General features: G+C 43.6%; 14 protein-coding genes. 5 read left to right on the top strand and 9 right to left on the bottom strand.

All coding sequences use genetic code 11. From position 1 onward, the window contains the following. Positions 1 to 213 precede the first annotated feature (213 nt). From DLM76_RS06775 to DLM76_RS06755, 5 genes are all read left to right on the top strand, one after another. Positions 214 to 918: a response regulator gene (locus tag DLM76_RS06775; protein WP_002724505.1), complete on the top strand. Its 705-nt coding sequence runs from the start codon at positions 214 to 216 to the stop codon at positions 916 to 918. Next, a complete protein-coding gene (locus DLM76_RS06770; protein ID WP_118954309.1) occupies positions 908 to 2,299 on the top strand; it encodes a HAMP domain-containing sensor histidine kinase in 1,392 nt (463 codons plus the stop codon). The genes DLM76_RS06775 and DLM76_RS06770 overlap by 11 nt, the downstream gene beginning before the upstream one ends. A gap of 73 nt (positions 2,300 to 2,372) precedes the next feature. After that, positions 2,373 to 3,524, top strand: coding sequence for a bifunctional glutamate N-acetyltransferase/amino-acid acetyltransferase ArgJ (gene argJ / locus DLM76_RS06765; RefSeq protein ID WP_118964950.1), 1,152 nt, complete (start codon positions 2,373 to 2,375; stop codon positions 3,522 to 3,524). Then, the gene (locus DLM76_RS06760) at positions 3,505 to 4,809 is read left to right on the top strand and encodes a hypothetical protein (protein WP_118954310.1); all 1,305 of its coding nucleotides are present in this window, start codon (positions 3,505 to 3,507) and stop codon (positions 4,807 to 4,809) included. Before argJ ends, DLM76_RS06760 begins: the two co-directional genes overlap by 20 nt. After that, positions 4,806 to 7,178 (top strand): SpoIIE family protein phosphatase, encoded by a 2,373-nt coding sequence (locus DLM76_RS06755; protein WP_118964743.1) that lies wholly within the window; start codon positions 4,806 to 4,808, stop codon positions 7,176 to 7,178. Before DLM76_RS06760 ends, DLM76_RS06755 begins: the two co-directional genes overlap by 4 nt. Positions 7,179 to 7,558: 380 nt before the next feature. On the opposite strand, the gene DLM76_RS06750 is transcribed toward DLM76_RS06755, so the two are convergent. From DLM76_RS06750 to ligA, 9 genes are all read right to left on the bottom strand, one after another. Then, positions 7,559 to 8,254 carry a hypothetical protein gene (locus DLM76_RS06750; protein WP_118954312.1) on the bottom strand — a complete coding sequence of 232 codons (696 nt, stop codon included), beginning with the start codon at positions 8,252 to 8,254 and terminating at the stop codon, positions 7,559 to 7,561. Between the two features lies 1 nt (position 8,255). Beyond that, positions 8,256 to 9,389: a suppressor of fused domain protein gene (locus DLM76_RS06745; protein WP_118964742.1), complete on the bottom strand. Its 1,134-nt coding sequence runs from the start codon at positions 9,387 to 9,389 to the stop codon at positions 8,256 to 8,258. Next, complete coding sequence (locus DLM76_RS06740; RefSeq protein WP_118954314.1) at positions 9,386 to 9,640, bottom strand: hypothetical protein; 255 nt, start codon at positions 9,638 to 9,640, stop codon at positions 9,386 to 9,388. The genes DLM76_RS06745 and DLM76_RS06740 overlap by 4 nt, the downstream gene beginning before the upstream one ends. Positions 9,641 to 10,047: 407 nt before the next feature. Continuing rightward, a complete protein-coding gene (locus DLM76_RS06735; protein WP_118954315.1) occupies positions 10,048 to 10,275 on the bottom strand; it encodes a hypothetical protein in 228 nt (75 codons plus the stop codon). Positions 10,276 to 10,351: 76 nt separating this feature from the next. Then, on the bottom strand, positions 10,352 to 10,654 hold the full coding sequence (locus DLM76_RS06730; RefSeq protein WP_118954316.1) for a hypothetical protein: 303 nt from the start codon (positions 10,652 to 10,654) through the stop codon (positions 10,352 to 10,354). Between the two features lie 234 nt (positions 10,655 to 10,888). After that, positions 10,889 to 12,412: a thiolase C-terminal domain-containing protein gene (locus tag DLM76_RS06725; protein WP_118964741.1), complete on the bottom strand. Its 1,524-nt coding sequence runs from the start codon at positions 12,410 to 12,412 to the stop codon at positions 10,889 to 10,891. A gap of 120 nt (positions 12,413 to 12,532) precedes the next feature. Continuing rightward, positions 12,533 to 12,964, bottom strand: coding sequence for a MaoC family dehydratase (locus DLM76_RS06720; RefSeq protein WP_118954318.1), 432 nt, complete (start codon positions 12,962 to 12,964; stop codon positions 12,533 to 12,535). A gap of 15 nt (positions 12,965 to 12,979) precedes the next feature. Then, the gene (locus DLM76_RS06715) at positions 12,980 to 14,602 is read right to left on the bottom strand and encodes an acyl-CoA dehydrogenase family protein (RefSeq protein ID WP_118964740.1); all 1,623 of its coding nucleotides are present in this window, start codon (positions 14,600 to 14,602) and stop codon (positions 12,980 to 12,982) included. A gap of 380 nt (positions 14,603 to 14,982) precedes the next feature. Beyond that, positions 14,983 to 17,028 carry an NAD-dependent DNA ligase LigA gene (gene ligA, locus DLM76_RS06710; protein ID WP_118964739.1) on the bottom strand — a complete coding sequence of 682 codons (2,046 nt, stop codon included), beginning with the start codon at positions 17,026 to 17,028 and terminating at the stop codon, positions 14,983 to 14,985. Position 17,029 lies beyond the last annotated feature (1 nt).

Genomic DNA, 17,029 nt, shown 5'->3' with positions numbered 1-17,029 from the left:
CTTTGTTTTCTCTCTGTCATTTAACAAAACGCTGAAAATCGAATTTCTGTAGTTTGTAATTTTTTCGTATTCTAATTGTAACGAATTTCTGGAATATTAGGATTATAAACATTGCCCGGTCTAATCAGAAAGGATCTCGCGGTTTCCGGTTTTCTAAAAAGGGAAAATCGGTTTGTAAATAAACAGCGATAGACCGGGAAAAGAATAGGACTCATGAAAAACCAATCAGGGAACCCAGGGCAAAAAGTCCTCGTTGTTGACGACGAGGAAGATATCGCCGAGCTGATCCGATTCCACCTCGAAGAAAACGGCTATCAAGTCGACACATGCCAAAACGGGTTAGAAGTTCTCCCAAAACTCGAAAAGAACACGCCCGATCTCGTAATTCTCGATTTGATGCTTCCCGGAATCGGCGGTATGGACCTTTGCAAAAAGATCAAAGAAAAATATTCCATGCCGATCATCATGGTTACCGCAAAATCGGGCGAAACCGAGGCGGTTCTCGGATTAGAACTCGGCGCGGACGACTATGTCCGTAAACCGTTCAGCACTCGCGAATTGATCGCTAGAGTTCGTTCCGTTTTAAGAAGAACGAAAGAAGGAGAGGAAGAGGAACAATTCGAAGGAAACATCACCATCGGAAACATCTTTCTCAACCTGAAAGCGCATAAGGCTTTTATCAACAATTCGGAAGTGGATTTAACCCTCATCGAATATAAGATTCTCAATCTCTTTATGACCAACCCGGGCGTCGCCTTTACGAGGGACAAATTATTGGACCGAGTTTGGGGAAAAGATATTTACGTTACCGACAGAGCTGTCGACGTAAATATTAAGAGACTGCGCGACAAACTCGGAGACGAAAAGGAAAGACTCGAGACGATACGCGGAATCGGCTATAGATTCAATGAGGCGTAGCTTATTTTCAAAACTCCTCCTTAGCAACTGGCTGCTTTTGCTTGTACTCCTCGTTGTTGCCGGCGCGGTACTTTTCGCGGAGAAGTTCATTCATCCTGATTTTAGAATTCTTCTTTTTTCCTTTTACGTTCTCTTTGCTATGTTCGGGACATTCTACATGTCCTACTCAATCGCGAAGAGAGTCGCGGAACCTCTAGACAGAATCGAAAAGAAAACGAGCGACATCAACGCAGGTGATTTCGGTTCCGAGTTGGCTCTTTCGGACATTCGAGAACTCGCGGACTTAGCCTCTTCCATCAATCTCATGTCCAGCCGATTGAAGAATCAATTCGTTGATCTTACGATCGAAAAGGAAAAGTTCGATTCCGTTTTACAAAATCTGAAAGAGGGAGTGTTTGCGATCGATCCCGAAAACGCTTCCATTCTTTTTCAGAATAAAAGTATTCCGGGTTCTTTGATCGAACCGAATTCAAGATCCAGAAAAGTAACGGATGCAACAAGAGACCCGAGACTTTTGGAATTCGTTTTGAATCATCTCAAAGGCCCGAGCGATTCCAAGATGGAACTCGATCTTGGACAGAATTTTTACACGATCAAGATGTATCCTCTGAAAACGAACGGTAAAACGCTGATGTACATCGGCGTGATCCGAAACATCACCGAGGAAAAACAATCGCATATCATTCGGGAACAATTCGTGCAGAACGCTTCTCACGAACTCAAAACTCCGATCACGTCCATCAAGGGATATACGGAAACGTTGCTCGATCGTTTACGGCTTTCACCCGAAAGTCATGAGAAACGATTTCTAGACGCGATTTCCAGAAACACGGATCGTATGGTGCGTATCGTCGAAGATATGCTGACCATCACTCGAATCGAAAATCAAACGAAGATCGCCGGCGATGAAGAATTCTCCCTGAAATCTCTTGTGGAGAATTTAAGTTACACCGTGGAAGGAGTCGTTTCCTCCAAAGGTCAAAAGTTTGTCGTAGAGATGCCTGAACCTTTGATGATCGCCGCGGATTGGGTTCTTTTGGAACACATGCTTTTAAACTTAATCTCGAACGCATCCTCTTATTCTCCCGAAGGAAAAACGATCACGCTGAAGATTCTTCCCGTAAAAACGGATCAGGTTCAATTTCAAGTGATCGATCAGGGAATCGGAATTCAAGACGAGGACAAAAGCAGAATCTTTGAAAGATTTTTCCGAGTCGATAAGAACCGTTCCCGTAAAGAAGGCGGAACCGGTCTCGGTCTTTCCATCGTAAAACACATCGTGCGTCTTCACCACGGCTCCGTAAAGGTTTTCGACAACCCGGAAGGCGGAACGATTTTTGCGGTTACGATTCCTATTCGTTATCAAGCCGAAGTTTCCTGAATTCTTCTTTCCGGCAGAGATAATTTTCCAAACATAGATCCAATCGACACGTTGAGGGATCTTATCCATGACCATGCCAAAAGGCTTTTCATCTTTCGGAATCAATATCGGAATCAAGGACAACACAAAAGACTTCGGAGTGATTTATTCCGAAGTGCCCTGCAAGGCGACCGCAGTATTCACCAAAAACAATTATCCGGGCGCTCCCGTCATCGTGGGCAAAGAACACGTTCAATCCGGTCTTCTGCAAGCCGTGGTTATCAATTCCAAAAACTCGAACGTAGCAACGGGTGAAAAAGGAGTTCAAAACGCAAGAGACATCTGCAAAGCGATCGGAGAATCCCTCGGCATCGACGCAAAGTTAGTTCTTCCTTCCTCGACCGGAGTCATCGGAGTTCCGTTAAAGATGGAAGTCATTCTCCCCGCTTGTCAAAAAGCGAAATCGCTTTTAAAACCGGGCAACTTGGAAGAAGTCGCCGAAGCGATCATGACGACGGATACGAGAAAGAAAATTTCTTTCCGAAAAATTAAAACAAAATCCGGAGAAGGCACGATTTACGGGATCGCAAAAGGCGCAGGAATGATCGAACCGAATATGGCTACGATGCTCTGCTATATTCTTTCGGACGTTTCCTTACCGGAAGGAACGGATTTATATTCCGTTTTAAAATCATCTGTGGATCAGAGTTTCAATTGTTTAACCATCGATTCGGACACTTCCACTTCCGATACGGTCGCGTTGCTTTGCAACGGTTTATCCGGCGAGAGTTCCGTTGAAGATTTTTCGAAAGCTCTTACGGAAATCTCCATCGATCTTACCAAACTCATCGCGATCGACGGAGAAGGTGCGACCAAGTTGATCGAACTCACGATCACCGGCGCAAAGAATGAAACACAGGCAAGAAAGATCGGCAAGTCGATCCTGAATTCTCCCTTGGTAAAGACCGCGATCTACGGCGGCGATCCGAACTGGGGAAGATTGGTGATGGCAGTGGGGAAGGTTTTTGACGAACCGATTCCTTTCGAAGGTCTTCAAATCTATTTCGGAACGCTTCCGGTCAAAGAAGCGAACCCGGAAACCTTGAAAAAGCTTTCCGAATACCTAAAAAATAATACTGAAATTTCCTTAAATGTAGTATTGAATGTTGGAGCCGTTTCCATGAAATTTTGGGGCTGCGATTTTACAGAAAAATACATCGAAGAGAATGCTTACTACACTACCTGACAACGAGGAGAATCAAATCGGATTTAGGGAAGCCTTCCGTTCTCTTGTAACGGACTACTATCTCATTTCCGGAATCATCAACCTGTTCGCAAAGGGGATTTCGATTCTCGTTGCGCTCGGTGTGTACTTCTTTATTCTCTCCGTAATTCCGGCGGCCATCGAATATTATATGGAAGTGGGTCTTCTTTCGACTCTGATCTTTGCGGTTTTTATCATATTCCCTCTTCAGGAAAAACTCAGCGGAAAGTTAAAGTCGATTTTGATTTCCGAATATTTAAGCGACGATCCTCGATCCTCGCGATTGGCGTATCGAAAATTCGACCACGAAGGTCTGATCAAGAACGTATTCCCCGATTTGGTTCGTTTGACCGAAAGCAATTACGGGAAACTCGCGCTTCTCAACAACGACTTGAGAACGTTCGAACTTTATACGTATGCAAAGAAGAAACAAAGAAAGGTCATTACACACGACGGAATCAATCCGGATGCAAAGTTGTTGAAATACATCCTAAATAAAAAGAACGGGGCGATCATCGGAGAACCGGATCAAAACCACGAAATCAACGAGGACTTCGTAAGTCTCCGGGCTAATTTCATCTTACCTTTCGTTTATAGAGAAACCTTATTCGGTTTTCTCGCGGCATCGAACATTCCGAAGGATTCCGTGCGCCAGGATTTGAGTTTTCTTTCCGGAAAATGCGGGATCGCCGTCCACAATCATATTCTTTCCTCTCAAGTCGCGGAGAATAAAAAGTATAGAAAAGAATTGGAAACCGCCGGTAAGATCCGCAAGTTTCTCGAAGCCGCCGAACCTCCGATGATCGGAAATATCCGCATCGAAATTCTTTCTAGAGAACCGGGCGAATTAGTGGAATTTCTCAACTCGGACGGTGAAGAGACCTACTTTGTCATTTTAAAACTGGGAGTTACGAACCAGATTTCCGTATTAGTTCTTTGTTATATACTTGGGATTTTGTTTTCCGCAAGAACGTCCCGATCGGTTCAAAGTTTGAGTTATGTTAAGAATCTGGTCGAATCCTATCTCAAGGAAATTTCCTGGAACGAGGACTACGATCTTTTGGTCGGAGTGATTCGTAGAAGCGAGAATACGATTTCCCTGAAAACATCCGGTAAAAATTTTAAAGCGCATCGAAATTCGAACTTCGGTAAAAATCTTCTTTCCGCGGGCTGGGAAGTGGAAGAAGAAATCGGCAGAGATCCTTTGATTCTCACCTGGAAGAACCGCACGATGATTTCGATCTATGACTTAGGATTTCCGGCGTGAGAAGCATACTTTTATTATTCATATCTCTGATCTTGTTCAGCATTGCGCTTTTTATAGGAGTATTGCAGACTTCTTCCGAAAGTTTAAGACCTCCGTTTTATTATTATCCGAACGGAACGATCATTCAAAGCAGCGAAGAATTTCCGGGCATCTTAGGAAAGAAAGTGGATCTTTTGGAACTGGAGATCGCGGTGAAAATGGCCGAGTCGGGTCAATCGTATGAAAACGGAATCCACGTTTACGACAAAGGAGTCAGCGAAACGATCCCCGTGATTCTTGCGCCGAAATCGGATTACTCCGTGATCCAGGATTTTACGAGAGATATTCTGATTTCACTGCTGTATCTTTCCGTAGCGATCTGGTTTTTCTTTTACACAAGGGATCTCTACATGCTTTTGCTGTTCGGTTCCCTTTCGTGTTTGAGTTTATTCAACTTCTTCCTCGTCGGCTTTCACGAATTTCACTTTTTATTTTTCTTTTTTCTGTATTTTACGGCATTCGTGATCTTGAATATATCGTTTCGACTCCGAGGCAAGGAACTTCCCACGCGATGGTTCGCACCGGAGATCATCTTCTCTTTGATCGCGGGTTTCGTGGGAAAATCGCAGAAGGCCGACCCGCATATCTTCGGAATCCTTGCGACCAACGGAGTGTATTTCATTCTCTTCTGCTCCGTGATTTGTATTTTCTTTTTGATTTTGGATTCGATACGGAATCTTTTTCCGCTGCAGAGTTTATTCAAAAAACTCAGTTTGATTTTGGCGTTCAGCGCGATTTCCATTCTTCCTTTCGTATCCGTGGAATTTTCGCATCTGATCTCGCCCGATTCGGCCAAAGTTTTGATCTTGGCGGCGTTCTTGATTTTTCCGGCCTTGATCATCTACGGAACGTTTACGTATTCGATCGTTCCCGTTCAGATTGCATTCAGTTCCTCTCTTACTTCGATTTATCTGATCTTGATCCTTGCGGGCGGTTATCTGTTTCTTCTTGGGGCGTTTTTTAGATTCAATCCGATCGCTGCGGATAAATATCTGGAAGAATTCAACGTTCTCTTTCTTTGTTCGAGTTTATATACACTCGGTTCCATCAACCGGCGTTTGTCCAATCTTGTGGACACTTGGAGCTTTAAAAGAAATCAAAAACTGCATTCGGCGATGGAAACGATCTCTTCGATGATCAGCGCTCCGATTTCCATGAGAGCGACGATCAACAATCTGATGAGAAAGGTTTCGGAAGCGTTGGATATTTCCAAAATCCTCGTATTGATTCCTGCGGATAAATTTCCGAGAACGGATCTGAAGAATATCAACTTCATTCGAATCGCTTCCGGTTCGGAGATTTGGCAGTATTTTGCGGCAAATACGGAGGTTACCGTTACGAATCACCTTGCGTATGGACTCGGAATCCGCGAATCGGTCTATAAATTCCTCCAGAATTCCGGTGTACAGCTAACGTATCCGATCTTCAATTATTCGCGCGGAAAAGAGGTTTTGGGCGTGTTTCTGGTGGGGGAAAAGAATAACCGAAAGAATTTCAACCTCGGTGAGCTTCATTTCTTAAAAGAATGTACAAGAATGGCGTCGATGCTTCTTCAAAACTACGCGTTATTAGCGGAAGAAGTGGAGAAAAAAAGAATCGTTCGCGATCTCAATATGGCTTCGATCATCGATAAAACTCTGCACGTCGCCGAAGGAGAACCGATCAAAGGAATCAACATGGGATTCTTTTCGATTCCCGCCGTTGGAATTTCCGGAGACTACTTAGATATTCAAAAGCTGAATTCAAACACGATGTTGTTGGCTTTAGGAGACGTTTCGGGTCATGGATTGGGAACCGGATACTTGGTAAGTGCGATTCGAGGCATCATACAGAATCAAATTCGAAAAAAATCGGACTTATCCACGATTTTCAGAGTGATTAACTCGTTTTTAATCGAGAGATACAGAGGAAGCGAGTTCATGACGTTGATCTGCGGAGAATATAATTCTCAGGAAGAAACGTTTAAATACATCAATGCAGGTCACTCTTCTCCGATTTGTATTCGAAAAAGCGGAAAAGTAGAACTCAGAACCGAGACTCAAAGAGTTTTAGGAGTCTTACCTACCGAATATAAACACTTAACGATTCCGATTTACCCGGGTGATAAACTAATTCTATTCACTGATGGAGTCACTGAAACGTTCAATGATAACGAAGAAATCTTCGGTGATGAGAATTTTTTAAATCTTTTACGAGAGAATCATCAATTAAGTCCGCAAGAACTAACAGATCTTGTACTAAAAACGATTCAAGACTATCGCGGTAAGAAAGATCCGAGTGATGATATATCTTTTCTTTGTCTTGAAGTGAGTGAAGACACTCGCAGATGAAAGAAAAATCTTTGAGATAAATAAATTTTAAAAAAAAATGTAAAAATTTATTAAAACACTTTACATTTTTATCTTGATACATTAATTATGTCCCTAATCACGGCGTTAAGCTTCTGAAGAACATCAGAGCTTGATGTTAGTAACACGGAGGAAGAGTCAATGGTTGCAAAAAAGAAAGCAGCAAAGAAGGCAGCTAAGAAAAAAGTTGCTAAGAAAAAAGCAGCTAAAAAGAAAGTTGCGAAGAAGAAATAAGGTATCTTAGCAACACACTTTCATTCTAAGAAGGGATGAAACTTTAAAACCCGCTTTTCGAAGCGGGTTTTTTCTTTTAAAGACCATCGTTGTATCGTTTTGAACCGCTCGATCGAGCGAAATCGACCTTAAATTCCTAAAAATCCGCTCAGAAAACTCATCTCATCCTTCATCTCCGGTAAAATATCGCCGTAGACCTTGATTTGTTTCGATTCTCCGTCCGCATTGATCTCATAAAGACGGTATTCTTGATTTGTTGCGGATGATTTTTCGAGTTTGAAGAAGCGCGTCGGCTTCTTCGAGAAGCGATTGTATAAGGTAAATTTATGAAAGTAGAATCCGTCTTTGCTGGAATTGATCGGATAAGGAATGAAATATTCGGCGCCGATCAACAGAGAATCCGATTTTACTACGACCATTCTCGTCCAAGTAGCGAGATTGATCGGGTAATTCTCATCTAAAAAGGATTTCTTATATTTACTTTCCCATATCGAGAGAATTTTTCTGCGGATTTCATTCGCTTGCTTGTATCGCTCAAGTCCGTTTAAAGAAATTTCCAGCAGTGATAGAAGAGGAATTGTCTCATTTTTACCACTACGACTCAGTTCAAGCTGGACTAACTTCTTAGAAGAATGAAAATCCTTGTTATAAATCTCCTGCCATATCTTTTCCTGAACCTGTTCGCTTAACGGATCCGTATTTTGCGATAACAAAGAAAGTGGCAACGTAATCCACAGAGAAGACACTGCGATCAGAGCGAGCAAGAGCGCGGACCGATTCGCATAACGTCGGATAGAGCGTATGATATCTTCAATAGGAATCATTTTAGATGAGCGTTTGTCTTTCCGCGTCGTGATACCAAGGAAATTCTTTTTCGTTCCAGATTTCGTTGAACGATTGAATTCCGCCCTTCTGCGCGTATTCTTTTTCTTCTTCCGAAAGAGGAAGCAAGGTTAAAAATCGGACCGGTTTTCCGTTTTCTGAAATCAAATCCGATAAATCCGGCGCATTCGCAACGGAACGAAAGCTTTCCGTATCCCGAAAGAGAATCGAAGTGAAGTTCAAATACAACGCTTCCGGATCCTTTCGCGACATCGTGATCGTGTGGCCGTGACCGAACCATTTCGCCATGTTCCAAGGAAATCGAATCAATTCTCCGATCAAATGCGGAACCCAGGATTCGGATCGTTCTAAACCTTCCGAACCGACTTTTACCGCAAGCACCAGTTCGATTCTTGCATAATCTTCATAATCCTTATGAAAGAGTTCAACGGTCGGCATATTCTGCGCGCTCATTCCAATGGTGGAATAGATAAGAACGCCGGGAAACTTTTCCGATTGAAAACGGGCGATTCCGAGTTGAGGATATTTTCCTCCGTCGGCGGACCAATACTTTTCGTGTTTTCCGAACTTGGATTCCAAATATGAAAGACGTTTTTCTTGAATTCCTTTCCAAGCTCCTTGTTTGGAACGAGCTTCCCAAAAATCGCGGGAGGCGCGCACTCGATCGGGAATGATTCCGAATTCGGAGTTTCCCAAAGGATACGCGGTCAAGGCTTCCACCTTCGCGAATAAAGAATATCCATGGAAATCCTTTAATCCGGACCAAGGAGGTAGAAACGCGATGAGATTCTCCTTATAGAAAAGTGCGACCCCGTCCCCTTCCTCCGTCCAGATGAAATACAAATCCTTTTCATCCAAAGCCGGATGCGCTTTGGTTTCGGTCACTTCGGAACGTAGAAGAATCGGTGCAAGTCCGCTGGAAAGATCTTCCATGCTTCTTTTTTCGGGCGCTTCCACGCGATTGCAAACCCATACGGATTTGATTCCGAACTCGGGATTCTGTTCTCCTTGGAGATAAAGATAAACGGTTCTTCCGTCGTCTTCCAAATACGCGGTGAACGTTCCATAAGGATTGGCTTCTTGATAGATTACTTTCGGTTCGGTAGAATGAGTCATTGAATGGGAATTTCCACGATTCTTTTTTTGAAGACTTCCAGAAGCGAACGAATGGCCGCCTCCGTTCTATATTCGTTTAATATTTCAGGAAAATAAAACGAGGCATTGAGAAGACCTGTGAGTTCGATTTCGTTCCAGGTCTGAAAGGAATCCAAAACTAAAAAGACTTCGTCCGAGATCGGTTCCTGGTTTTTTCTGCATTGAATGAAAGTCTCGACGGCGCGAGTGGGAGTCATTGGTTTCTTATACATTCTTTCCTCGGTCTTTAGACAAGGTTCCAGTGGAATGAGAATGTTTCAACTCTCTAAAGAAGCGGACTAATACGGGGAAAAGGAAAAAGAAAGGCGGGAAAAATAAAAAAACCGGGTACACAAAGCTATCCCGGTTTCAATGAGGCTTAGAAATCAACGATGAACGTATTGTTTCAAAGCCCGAATCGGAATTCTTTCCCGGGAAACCCTGGTTTTATACTGCTCAAATAGAATTAAGAATAGTAGTGTGATGAGAAATAAGTTTTCCATACATATAGTTGACTCCGATTCTTACAAAAAATCGAACCCTTTTTGGAAATTTTTTTCCAAAGTTTTTCACGAGACTTTCGATTTTTTTGAAAAAAATTGACTGCGTAAAATCGAGCGAAATCGAACCTGATTTTCAATCAGTCCTTCAGAATATTTTTGGCGGCTGTTTTAATGGAGTGTTTGAGTTTCGTTCTATTTGCCGGAGTCAATTTAGCCATAATTTCGATCGCTTTGACGAATTCTTCGGCTGCAAGATCCAACATGTCCGTAAGTCGAATATCGTTCCTTTTCACGGATGGAGCGGTGGACTTTTTATTTTTTTTCGGAGCCGCTTTTTGGACTTTGGTCTTTTTCTTTTGGACCATGATTGAATTCCCCTAGAAAGAATACTGCAGACGGATTCTATTTTTGTATAAGTTCAAATCCAGCAGAAAGTGAATCTTATTCCAAAAATATTCCCATCACTCGATAACAATCCATTTTACTTTCCGAGATTTCAAAAACGGATCCATCCGGACCGACTTCCTGCAATTTGATCGTATCGGGAAATCCGGTTTTAGAGACAGAATCGGATACAACGAAGAAGGTGGAATATTTTCTAAGATTGAGACAGTTCTCTACCTTTCTTCCGTGAAGAAACATAGTTCCTTCTTGTTCGTTGGAAGAATCGGGAATCAAAATCAAATCGGAACCGTTAAAAATTCGGATCTGACCCGTTTGAATGTTCTCTGCCTTGATATGCATAAATCGATCCAATCCTGAGAGCCTTCTCTCAACCGTTCGGTTCGACATTGCTCTTTAACTTATAACAAATCGAAAAAAACCGAAACGGAAGCCTGACTAATATCGTTCCCCAATCGCATCTGAATTTAGAATGAGCTTTTCGTTTTGTAACCTGCAAAGTTTAGACATTGAATGTGAAACTTCGCAGATTCTTGGAAAGTATACTGACTTATGATCTTGGAAATTTCTTTCAATTCAAGATAAAATTCCTTTCAAAAACCCGTTTTCATTCACGATTTTTAATTTCGAACGATCGATTTGGAGATTTTGATCCGTTTTTAAAAGTTCACCTTTGGAATCGAAAACATTGACCATCACATATCTTCCCGCTTTCATCTTTACGAGAGCTAAAGAATACGGCGCCTTTGTAAACGATCCGGGATTCATGTTTACCGTTGTTGAAGAATAAACGATTCCGGTTTCATTGTTCTTTGCACCGTTTTGATTGAGAGTCAATCGTCTCGGTTTCACTTTCTTCGGTTTGAGTTTGGAGGCGGTCGAAGAAAAGATAGCGACCGAATTGATGCTGTCCACTCCTCCGTTTCCACCCACCAAAGATTTTTCGGGACGAGTGACTTGAACGTTCGGAACGAAACGGGAATACAATCCATAGTGTGCGGCGACGTCGATCAAACCCGTTGCTGCGGACATGGACATTGCCGCTTGGTAGTTGAGAATTCCTCCCATCTCGTTGATCTTAATTTTTTTACCGTTGGAGAATTTCAACTCTCCGTTTTTCAAATGTTCGACCGCTTCCTTTTTGGTGATTCCGAAATACTCGGACGACTGAAGAATCACCATTCCCGTAAAACAATCATAGATCCACGCGTAATCGATGTCTTCTCTTGCGATTCCCGCGGACGCGAACGCAATGTCGCCCGCTCTTCCCGCCGGAGTTGCAAAGTCACCCTTGAGCATAAAGTATTCCGCATGGGCCGCGTGTCCAGCTCCGATCAAATACATCGGATCGATTTCCTTTTTAATTTTTCCCTGCGATTGCAGTTTCTTCGCTTTTTTTTCGGACATGAGAAGAGTCGCAAACCCGTGATCGGTAACGATTGCGATCATCGGCGCAGGATACGGATCAGCGATCGTTCGAGAAAGTTGTTTTTCCGTTATCTCTTGTTGATATACGTGCGCTCTCGGATTCGTAATCGCGTTGGATCTGAACTTTTTCGTGATCGCTTCCAGATCGGCTTGTGTGATGTCGTTTTCAAACATCATCCGTTTCATCAAAAGGCCGTACATTGCGATCAAGGTCGCACCGTAGTTGAGTTCGTAGACAGGATGACAAACGGTTTCGTTCAATCGTTTCATATCGGAAACCTGTCTGAATGCGGACTTGGGAATATCCGCTCCTGCGATCAAGACGACCGCCTCGCTGTCGGATTGAAGAATGGTTCTAGCTTGTCCGATCGCTCCGGTCACGCTCGCACCCCCCAAATCGATCAGATGGGAACGAAAGCCGGTATATCCGAGTTCGTTCGCGATTCGTACACTGTGCCCATAACCGGACTTACCCAACGAAGCTGGTTCGATGCTCACGAAGTCGGTAAGATTATCCCTTAAAGTTTCCGGTTTCATCTCCAAAAACTCAAGCAGATCGGATATTGATTTTTTATAATGTTCTAATACTTTTCTTTCACCGGACCATTCTTTATATTCTTCCGGAAAATCGGCCGCAACCGAATCGCTCACGCCTAATAATACGGGGTTCATACGTCTTCTCTTTTGATTTTATTTTTGAATGTACTTTCGATTTTTACGAAACGGATCGAAATCGATTTCTAAAATTCCGCGAATCATCCTGAATAACGAATCGATGTCGCGATCCGCAAATTAAGAATTGGAACCGGGCGGAAGAACCTTACATTCTCCCTTGCCGATCGTGTCGCCTTTTTGATTGGTCCAAAGAATTTTCATCTCGACCATTTTCATCTTCGCGATCTTATTTTTGACTTCGACGGTGCAAGTCACCGTGTCTCCCGGATAAACCGGTTTCCGAAACTTAGTAACCGTTTCCAAAGCCACGGTTCCGAGACCGGGAAGTTTCATTCCCAGAACGGGCGCCAACAAAGACGCAGCAAGTCCGCCGTGCGCGATCCTCGTCCCGAAAATCGTCGTCTTTGCATATTCCTCGTCTACATGCAACGGGTTGAAGTCACCGCTGATTCCCGCAAAAAGATAGATGTCCGTTTCCGTGATGGTTTTCGAAAAACTCGCCTTATCTCCGATTTCAATTTCTTCGTAGGATTTCCCTTTTTGATACATCGTTTCTCCGTTCGATTAAGCGGACACAGCGCTTCCTAAGATTCCTTCTTTTAAAAACTCTATGCAATCCTCGATTTGTTTTTCCGGTGCGTTGAGATTGCCGAACGCTTGTATGACATCGGTTACCGCAGTCTCGTCGAGTTCCTTCAAATATGCAATTCCTCTAATATATCTCGCCGTTAGATAGTACGCGAGAATGTCGAGATCTCGTTCTTTATCGGATGTTTTGTAGTGATTGCTGTCTTGCGTCAGATCCCAAACGCTCAGTTTTAAAATCGTAGTCAACGTAAGCAGGTCGGCAAAACCGAATTCGAGAGCCTGTCTTTTTTTTCGTTCCGGATTATCCCCCACGCTTTGAATCAAAACGTCCAAACAGCGCATTAGATTTCCGATCGGAGTTGCTTGAATCTTTTGTTCGGAATGATTTCGAACTTCTTCGGAGGCCGCGCTTTCGATGATGTTTTTAAACTTATCATAACCGCTGTAACTCGCGGAAATGATACTTCGTTGAACCTCGGAAGTTCCTCCTCCGATCGTTCCTAATTTCACGTCTCGATACAAACGGCTGACATGGACTTCCCTCATGTAGCCCATTCCGCCGTGGATTTGAACGGCGTCGGATGCGACTTCTTCGCTGACCTCGGATGCAAAGAGTTTTACGATGGAGCTTTCCATCGGAAGACTTACGTCCGGTTCGGAATCTTTTTTGCGAGCCACGAAGTAGATCACTCTTCTCGAAGCGCAGAGATACGCCCAGATTCTCGCGATCTTTTCCTTCATCGCAAAAAAGGAAAGAATCGGTTTGCCGAATTGTTGTCTTTGCCACGCGTATTGAATACAACTTTCGACCGCGTTCTCCATACCTCCCATCAACGCCGCAAGAAGAACGGTTCGTTCCCATTCTAAAGTGGCTTTCCCGATTCTTAAGAAACCGGAATTCAAAGGTCCTAACAAATTCTCATCCGGTATGAACATATCCTCGAAAGAAAGTTCCGCAGTGGTGGAAGTGTTGTGACCGAGCTTCTTTAAAACTTTGGAAACATGAAATCCTTTTCGATGAGACTCTACGATGAATGCGGAAACTCCCATCGGTCCGCGGGACTTAGTCGTTCTTGCCATCACGATAAAAATTTGTCCGATCGGTCCGTTTGTGATGAACATCTTGCTTCCGTTGAGAATAAAACCGCCTTCCGTTTTTTCGGCGAAGGTTCTCATACCCGCCGCATCCGAGCCCGAATCGGGTTCGGTCAAACCGAGACCGGCAATCCATTCTCCGCTTGCGAGTTTGGGTAAATATTTTTGCTTTTGGGCTTCGGTTCCTTGGAACAAAATGGGAAGAGTTCCGATGATCATATGCGCGCCCCAGGAAAGTCCGAAACCTGAATCCAACGATCCTGCGTTGAACGCTTCTTGCGCCAGACAACACTGAAAACAAGTTCCTCCTTGTCCTCCGTATTGTTCGGGAAGAGGAATTCCCAAAAGACCCATAGATCCCATTTCTTTCCAGAGCTCGCTGTCCCAGGTGCAATCCTCGTCTCTTTGTTCTACCGTGGGAAGCGCGCGGTCTTTCGCGAATTCTTTTACCGTGTTGTAAAAGTCCTTATCTTCACTTTCTAAGTATGGATTCAAAAATAACATATCGATCGATTCTCTCCGTTGTTTCCTTTTTTAAATTCTAAGTTCTTTCGCTTTGTTTAAAAATTGTATCCGAGATCGGAAGAATGGAAACCATAAGTCCGCCGTTCTTGCAAAAGAAATTCATCTTCCGGCAAAGAGAATAGAAACGGAACCCGCTCGATCAAGTTATTTTTGAATCGTTTCGTTAAATCGAAGAAACAATAAACATACGTTCATTTTTTAAATCAAGAATTATGAAATCGAAAAGTGCGGTAGAGGCGACTTTTAAGTCGGACAAAATAGAAAAAGGATGAAATTGCAAACGCAACGAGAGAACGAAATTCAGTTTTGGAACACGTTATAAGTCGGATATAAGTGAAAGCGTCGAAGATTTCGAAATTCTATTTCGGATTTTTGAAATCGATCTTATGCGACTTGAGAAGTTCCAAAAACTGTTTTTCGTCATAAACCGCGATCCCAAGTTCATTCGCTTTTTCTAATTTAGATCCGGCGCCGGGTCCGGCCAAAAGATGGGTCGTTTTGGAGCTCACCGCGCTTACCTTTCTTCCGCCGTAATACACGATCAAATCCATCGCTTTGTCTCTTGGTTGGAAGTTTTCGAAAGAACCGGTAACACACCAAGATTGACCCGCAAACGGTTGCTGATCGGCCACTTTTACCGGATCCGCCTTCATCTTGAGTCCGGCTTTTTTGAGTCGATCGATGAGTTTTAAGATTCGTTTATCGGAAAAGTTTTCCTGAAAGGCGAGTACGGTGGAAGGTCCGATTCCGGGGATTTCCAAAAGCGAATCGATTCTATTTTTATCTTTGGAAATCGCAAGAATCTCATCCATAGAATCGATTCCGTGTTCGATTAACAATTCCGTGACTTTATGCCCGAGTTCGGGAAGACCGATCGAAGGAAGAACGAAACGAAAATCTTTCTGTTTGGATTGTTCGATTCCTCCGAGAATGATCGCTACGCTCTTTTCTCCGAAGCCTTCCTCTTCCATCAGCTTTTCTTTTTTATCTTTGAGATCGTACAAGTCGGCTACGGATTTGATATAATCGTGATCGTATAAGAATTCGATTTGTTTATCACCGAGCCCTTCGATATCCATCTGCTTTCTTTGACAATAAAAAATGATTCCATTCTTAACTCGATCCGGACAATCGGGGTTCGGGCAAAAAAGATCTACGAGACCTTCCTTCTTGATCGTCTTCGTCTTACACGAAGGGCAACGATCCGGAATTTTAAAAACGTCTTTACCCGGAGTTACGACTTCTTCCACTGCGGGAATGATTTCTCCGCGTTTCGCGACGCGAACGACCGCACCGATCCCGACTCCGAGTTCGTCGATATAATCTTGGTTGTGAAGAGTTGCGAATGTAACCGTGGTTCCCGCAAGACTAACCGGTTCGATCTCCGCTCTTGGGGTGATCTTTCCGGTTCGTCCCACCGCATACGTAATGTCTACGATCTTGCTTTCCTTCATAACCGCGTCGAACTTATACGCCCTCGCCCATCGCGGAGAATGAGAAGTATAACCGAGCGCGTCGCGTTTGGAAACGTCGTTGAGTTTGACTACGAGTCCGTCCGTCGGGAAGCCGAGTTTTTCCTTCTTCTTCTTAAAATCCTGGATCGTCTTTGCCATTTTGGATCCGGTCACAAAAACGGTGTCAGGCGGAACGGGAAAGGTCAGTTTATCAAGCTTGGTAAGAATTTCCTGATGTGTTCTGAATTTTTTGGCGATGTCCGGGAAGGTTGCGTCGTATGTGAAGATTCTCAGAGGGCGTTTTGCCGTATCTGCGGAATTCTTTTGTTTGATCGAACCCGCGGAAAGATTGCGTGGATTCGCGTATTTACCCGAAGAAAGTTCGTTGAACTCCTCGAAGTCTTTGAAGGTCATAAAAACTTCGCCGCGGAGATAAATCGTGATCGGCTCCGGCAAACGCAAAGGAATATTCCGGATGGTGCGAATGTTATCGGTTACGTCGTCTCCGATCCCTCCGGAACCCCGCGTAACTCCGTTTTGAAGCATTCCATTTTCATAATATAGAACGATGGAGGCTCCGTCTATTTTCCATTCGACGGAATACAATCCTTCCGGATCGGTCTTGTTGACCCAATCCAAAAGTTCTTCGTCGTTGTACGTGTTGATGAGAGATAAGACCGGAAGTTTGTGCTGAAACTTCTCGAAGTCCTTGTCCAAGTCGGAACCGACTACGAGCGTTGGACTGGCCGGATCTTTGAGATCGGGAAAAGCTTCCTCCAAATCCTGAAGACGACGGAACATCTGATCGAAGTCGAAATCGGAAATCTTAGGTTCGTTCTTTACGTAATAAAGATATTGGTGATGACGGATTTCGACGGAGAGCTTGTCGATAAGCTGTTTAGCCTCTTTCTCCGAAAGAGTTTTAGGAGAATCGTCTTTCTTCTTTGGCATA

Source organism: Leptospira yasudae, from assembly GCF_003545925.1.
Lineage (GTDB): Bacteria > Spirochaetota > Leptospiria > Leptospirales > Leptospiraceae > Leptospira > Leptospira yasudae.
This window is presented reverse-complemented; position numbering and strand designations above follow the sequence as displayed.

What these genes read in the sequence shown, in the direction of transcription:
- DLM76_RS06760 (WP_118954310.1), top strand. Translation starts at nt 3,505, where the DNA reads ATGCTTACTACACTACCTGACAACGAGGAGAATCAAATCGGATTTAGG.
- DLM76_RS06745 (WP_118964742.1), bottom strand. Translation starts at nt 9,389, where the DNA reads ATGACTCATTCTACCGAACCGAAAGTAATCTATCAAGAAGCCAATCCT.
- DLM76_RS06750 (WP_118954312.1), bottom strand. Translation starts at nt 8,254, where the DNA reads ATGATTCCTATTGAAGATATCATACGCTCTATCCGACGTTATGCGAAT.
- DLM76_RS06715 (WP_118964740.1), bottom strand. Translation starts at nt 14,602, where the DNA reads ATGTTATTTTTGAATCCATACTTAGAAAGTGAAGATAAGGACTTTTAC.
- DLM76_RS06740 (WP_118954314.1), bottom strand. Translation starts at nt 9,640, where the DNA reads ATGTATAAGAAACCAATGACTCCCACTCGCGCCGTCGAGACTTTCATT.
- DLM76_RS06720 (WP_118954318.1), bottom strand. Translation starts at nt 12,964, where the DNA reads ATGTATCAAAAAGGGAAATCCTACGAAGAAATTGAAATCGGAGATAAG.
- argJ (WP_118964950.1), top strand. Translation starts at nt 2,373, where the DNA reads ATGCCAAAAGGCTTTTCATCTTTCGGAATCAATATCGGAATCAAGGAC.
- DLM76_RS06730 (WP_118954316.1), bottom strand. Translation starts at nt 10,654, where the DNA reads ATGCATATCAAGGCAGAGAACATTCAAACGGGTCAGATCCGAATTTTT.
- DLM76_RS06770 (WP_118954309.1), top strand. Translation starts at nt 908, where the DNA reads ATGAGGCGTAGCTTATTTTCAAAACTCCTCCTTAGCAACTGGCTGCTT.
- DLM76_RS06775 (WP_002724505.1), top strand. Translation starts at nt 214, where the DNA reads ATGAAAAACCAATCAGGGAACCCAGGGCAAAAAGTCCTCGTTGTTGAC.
- ligA (WP_118964739.1), bottom strand. Translation starts at nt 17,028, where the DNA reads ATGCCAAAGAAGAAAGACGATTCTCCTAAAACTCTTTCGGAGAAAGAG.
- DLM76_RS06735 (WP_118954315.1), bottom strand. Translation starts at nt 10,275, where the DNA reads ATGGTCCAAAAGAAAAAGACCAAAGTCCAAAAAGCGGCTCCGAAAAAA.
- DLM76_RS06725 (WP_118964741.1), bottom strand. Translation starts at nt 12,412, where the DNA reads ATGAACCCCGTATTATTAGGCGTGAGCGATTCGGTTGCGGCCGATTTT.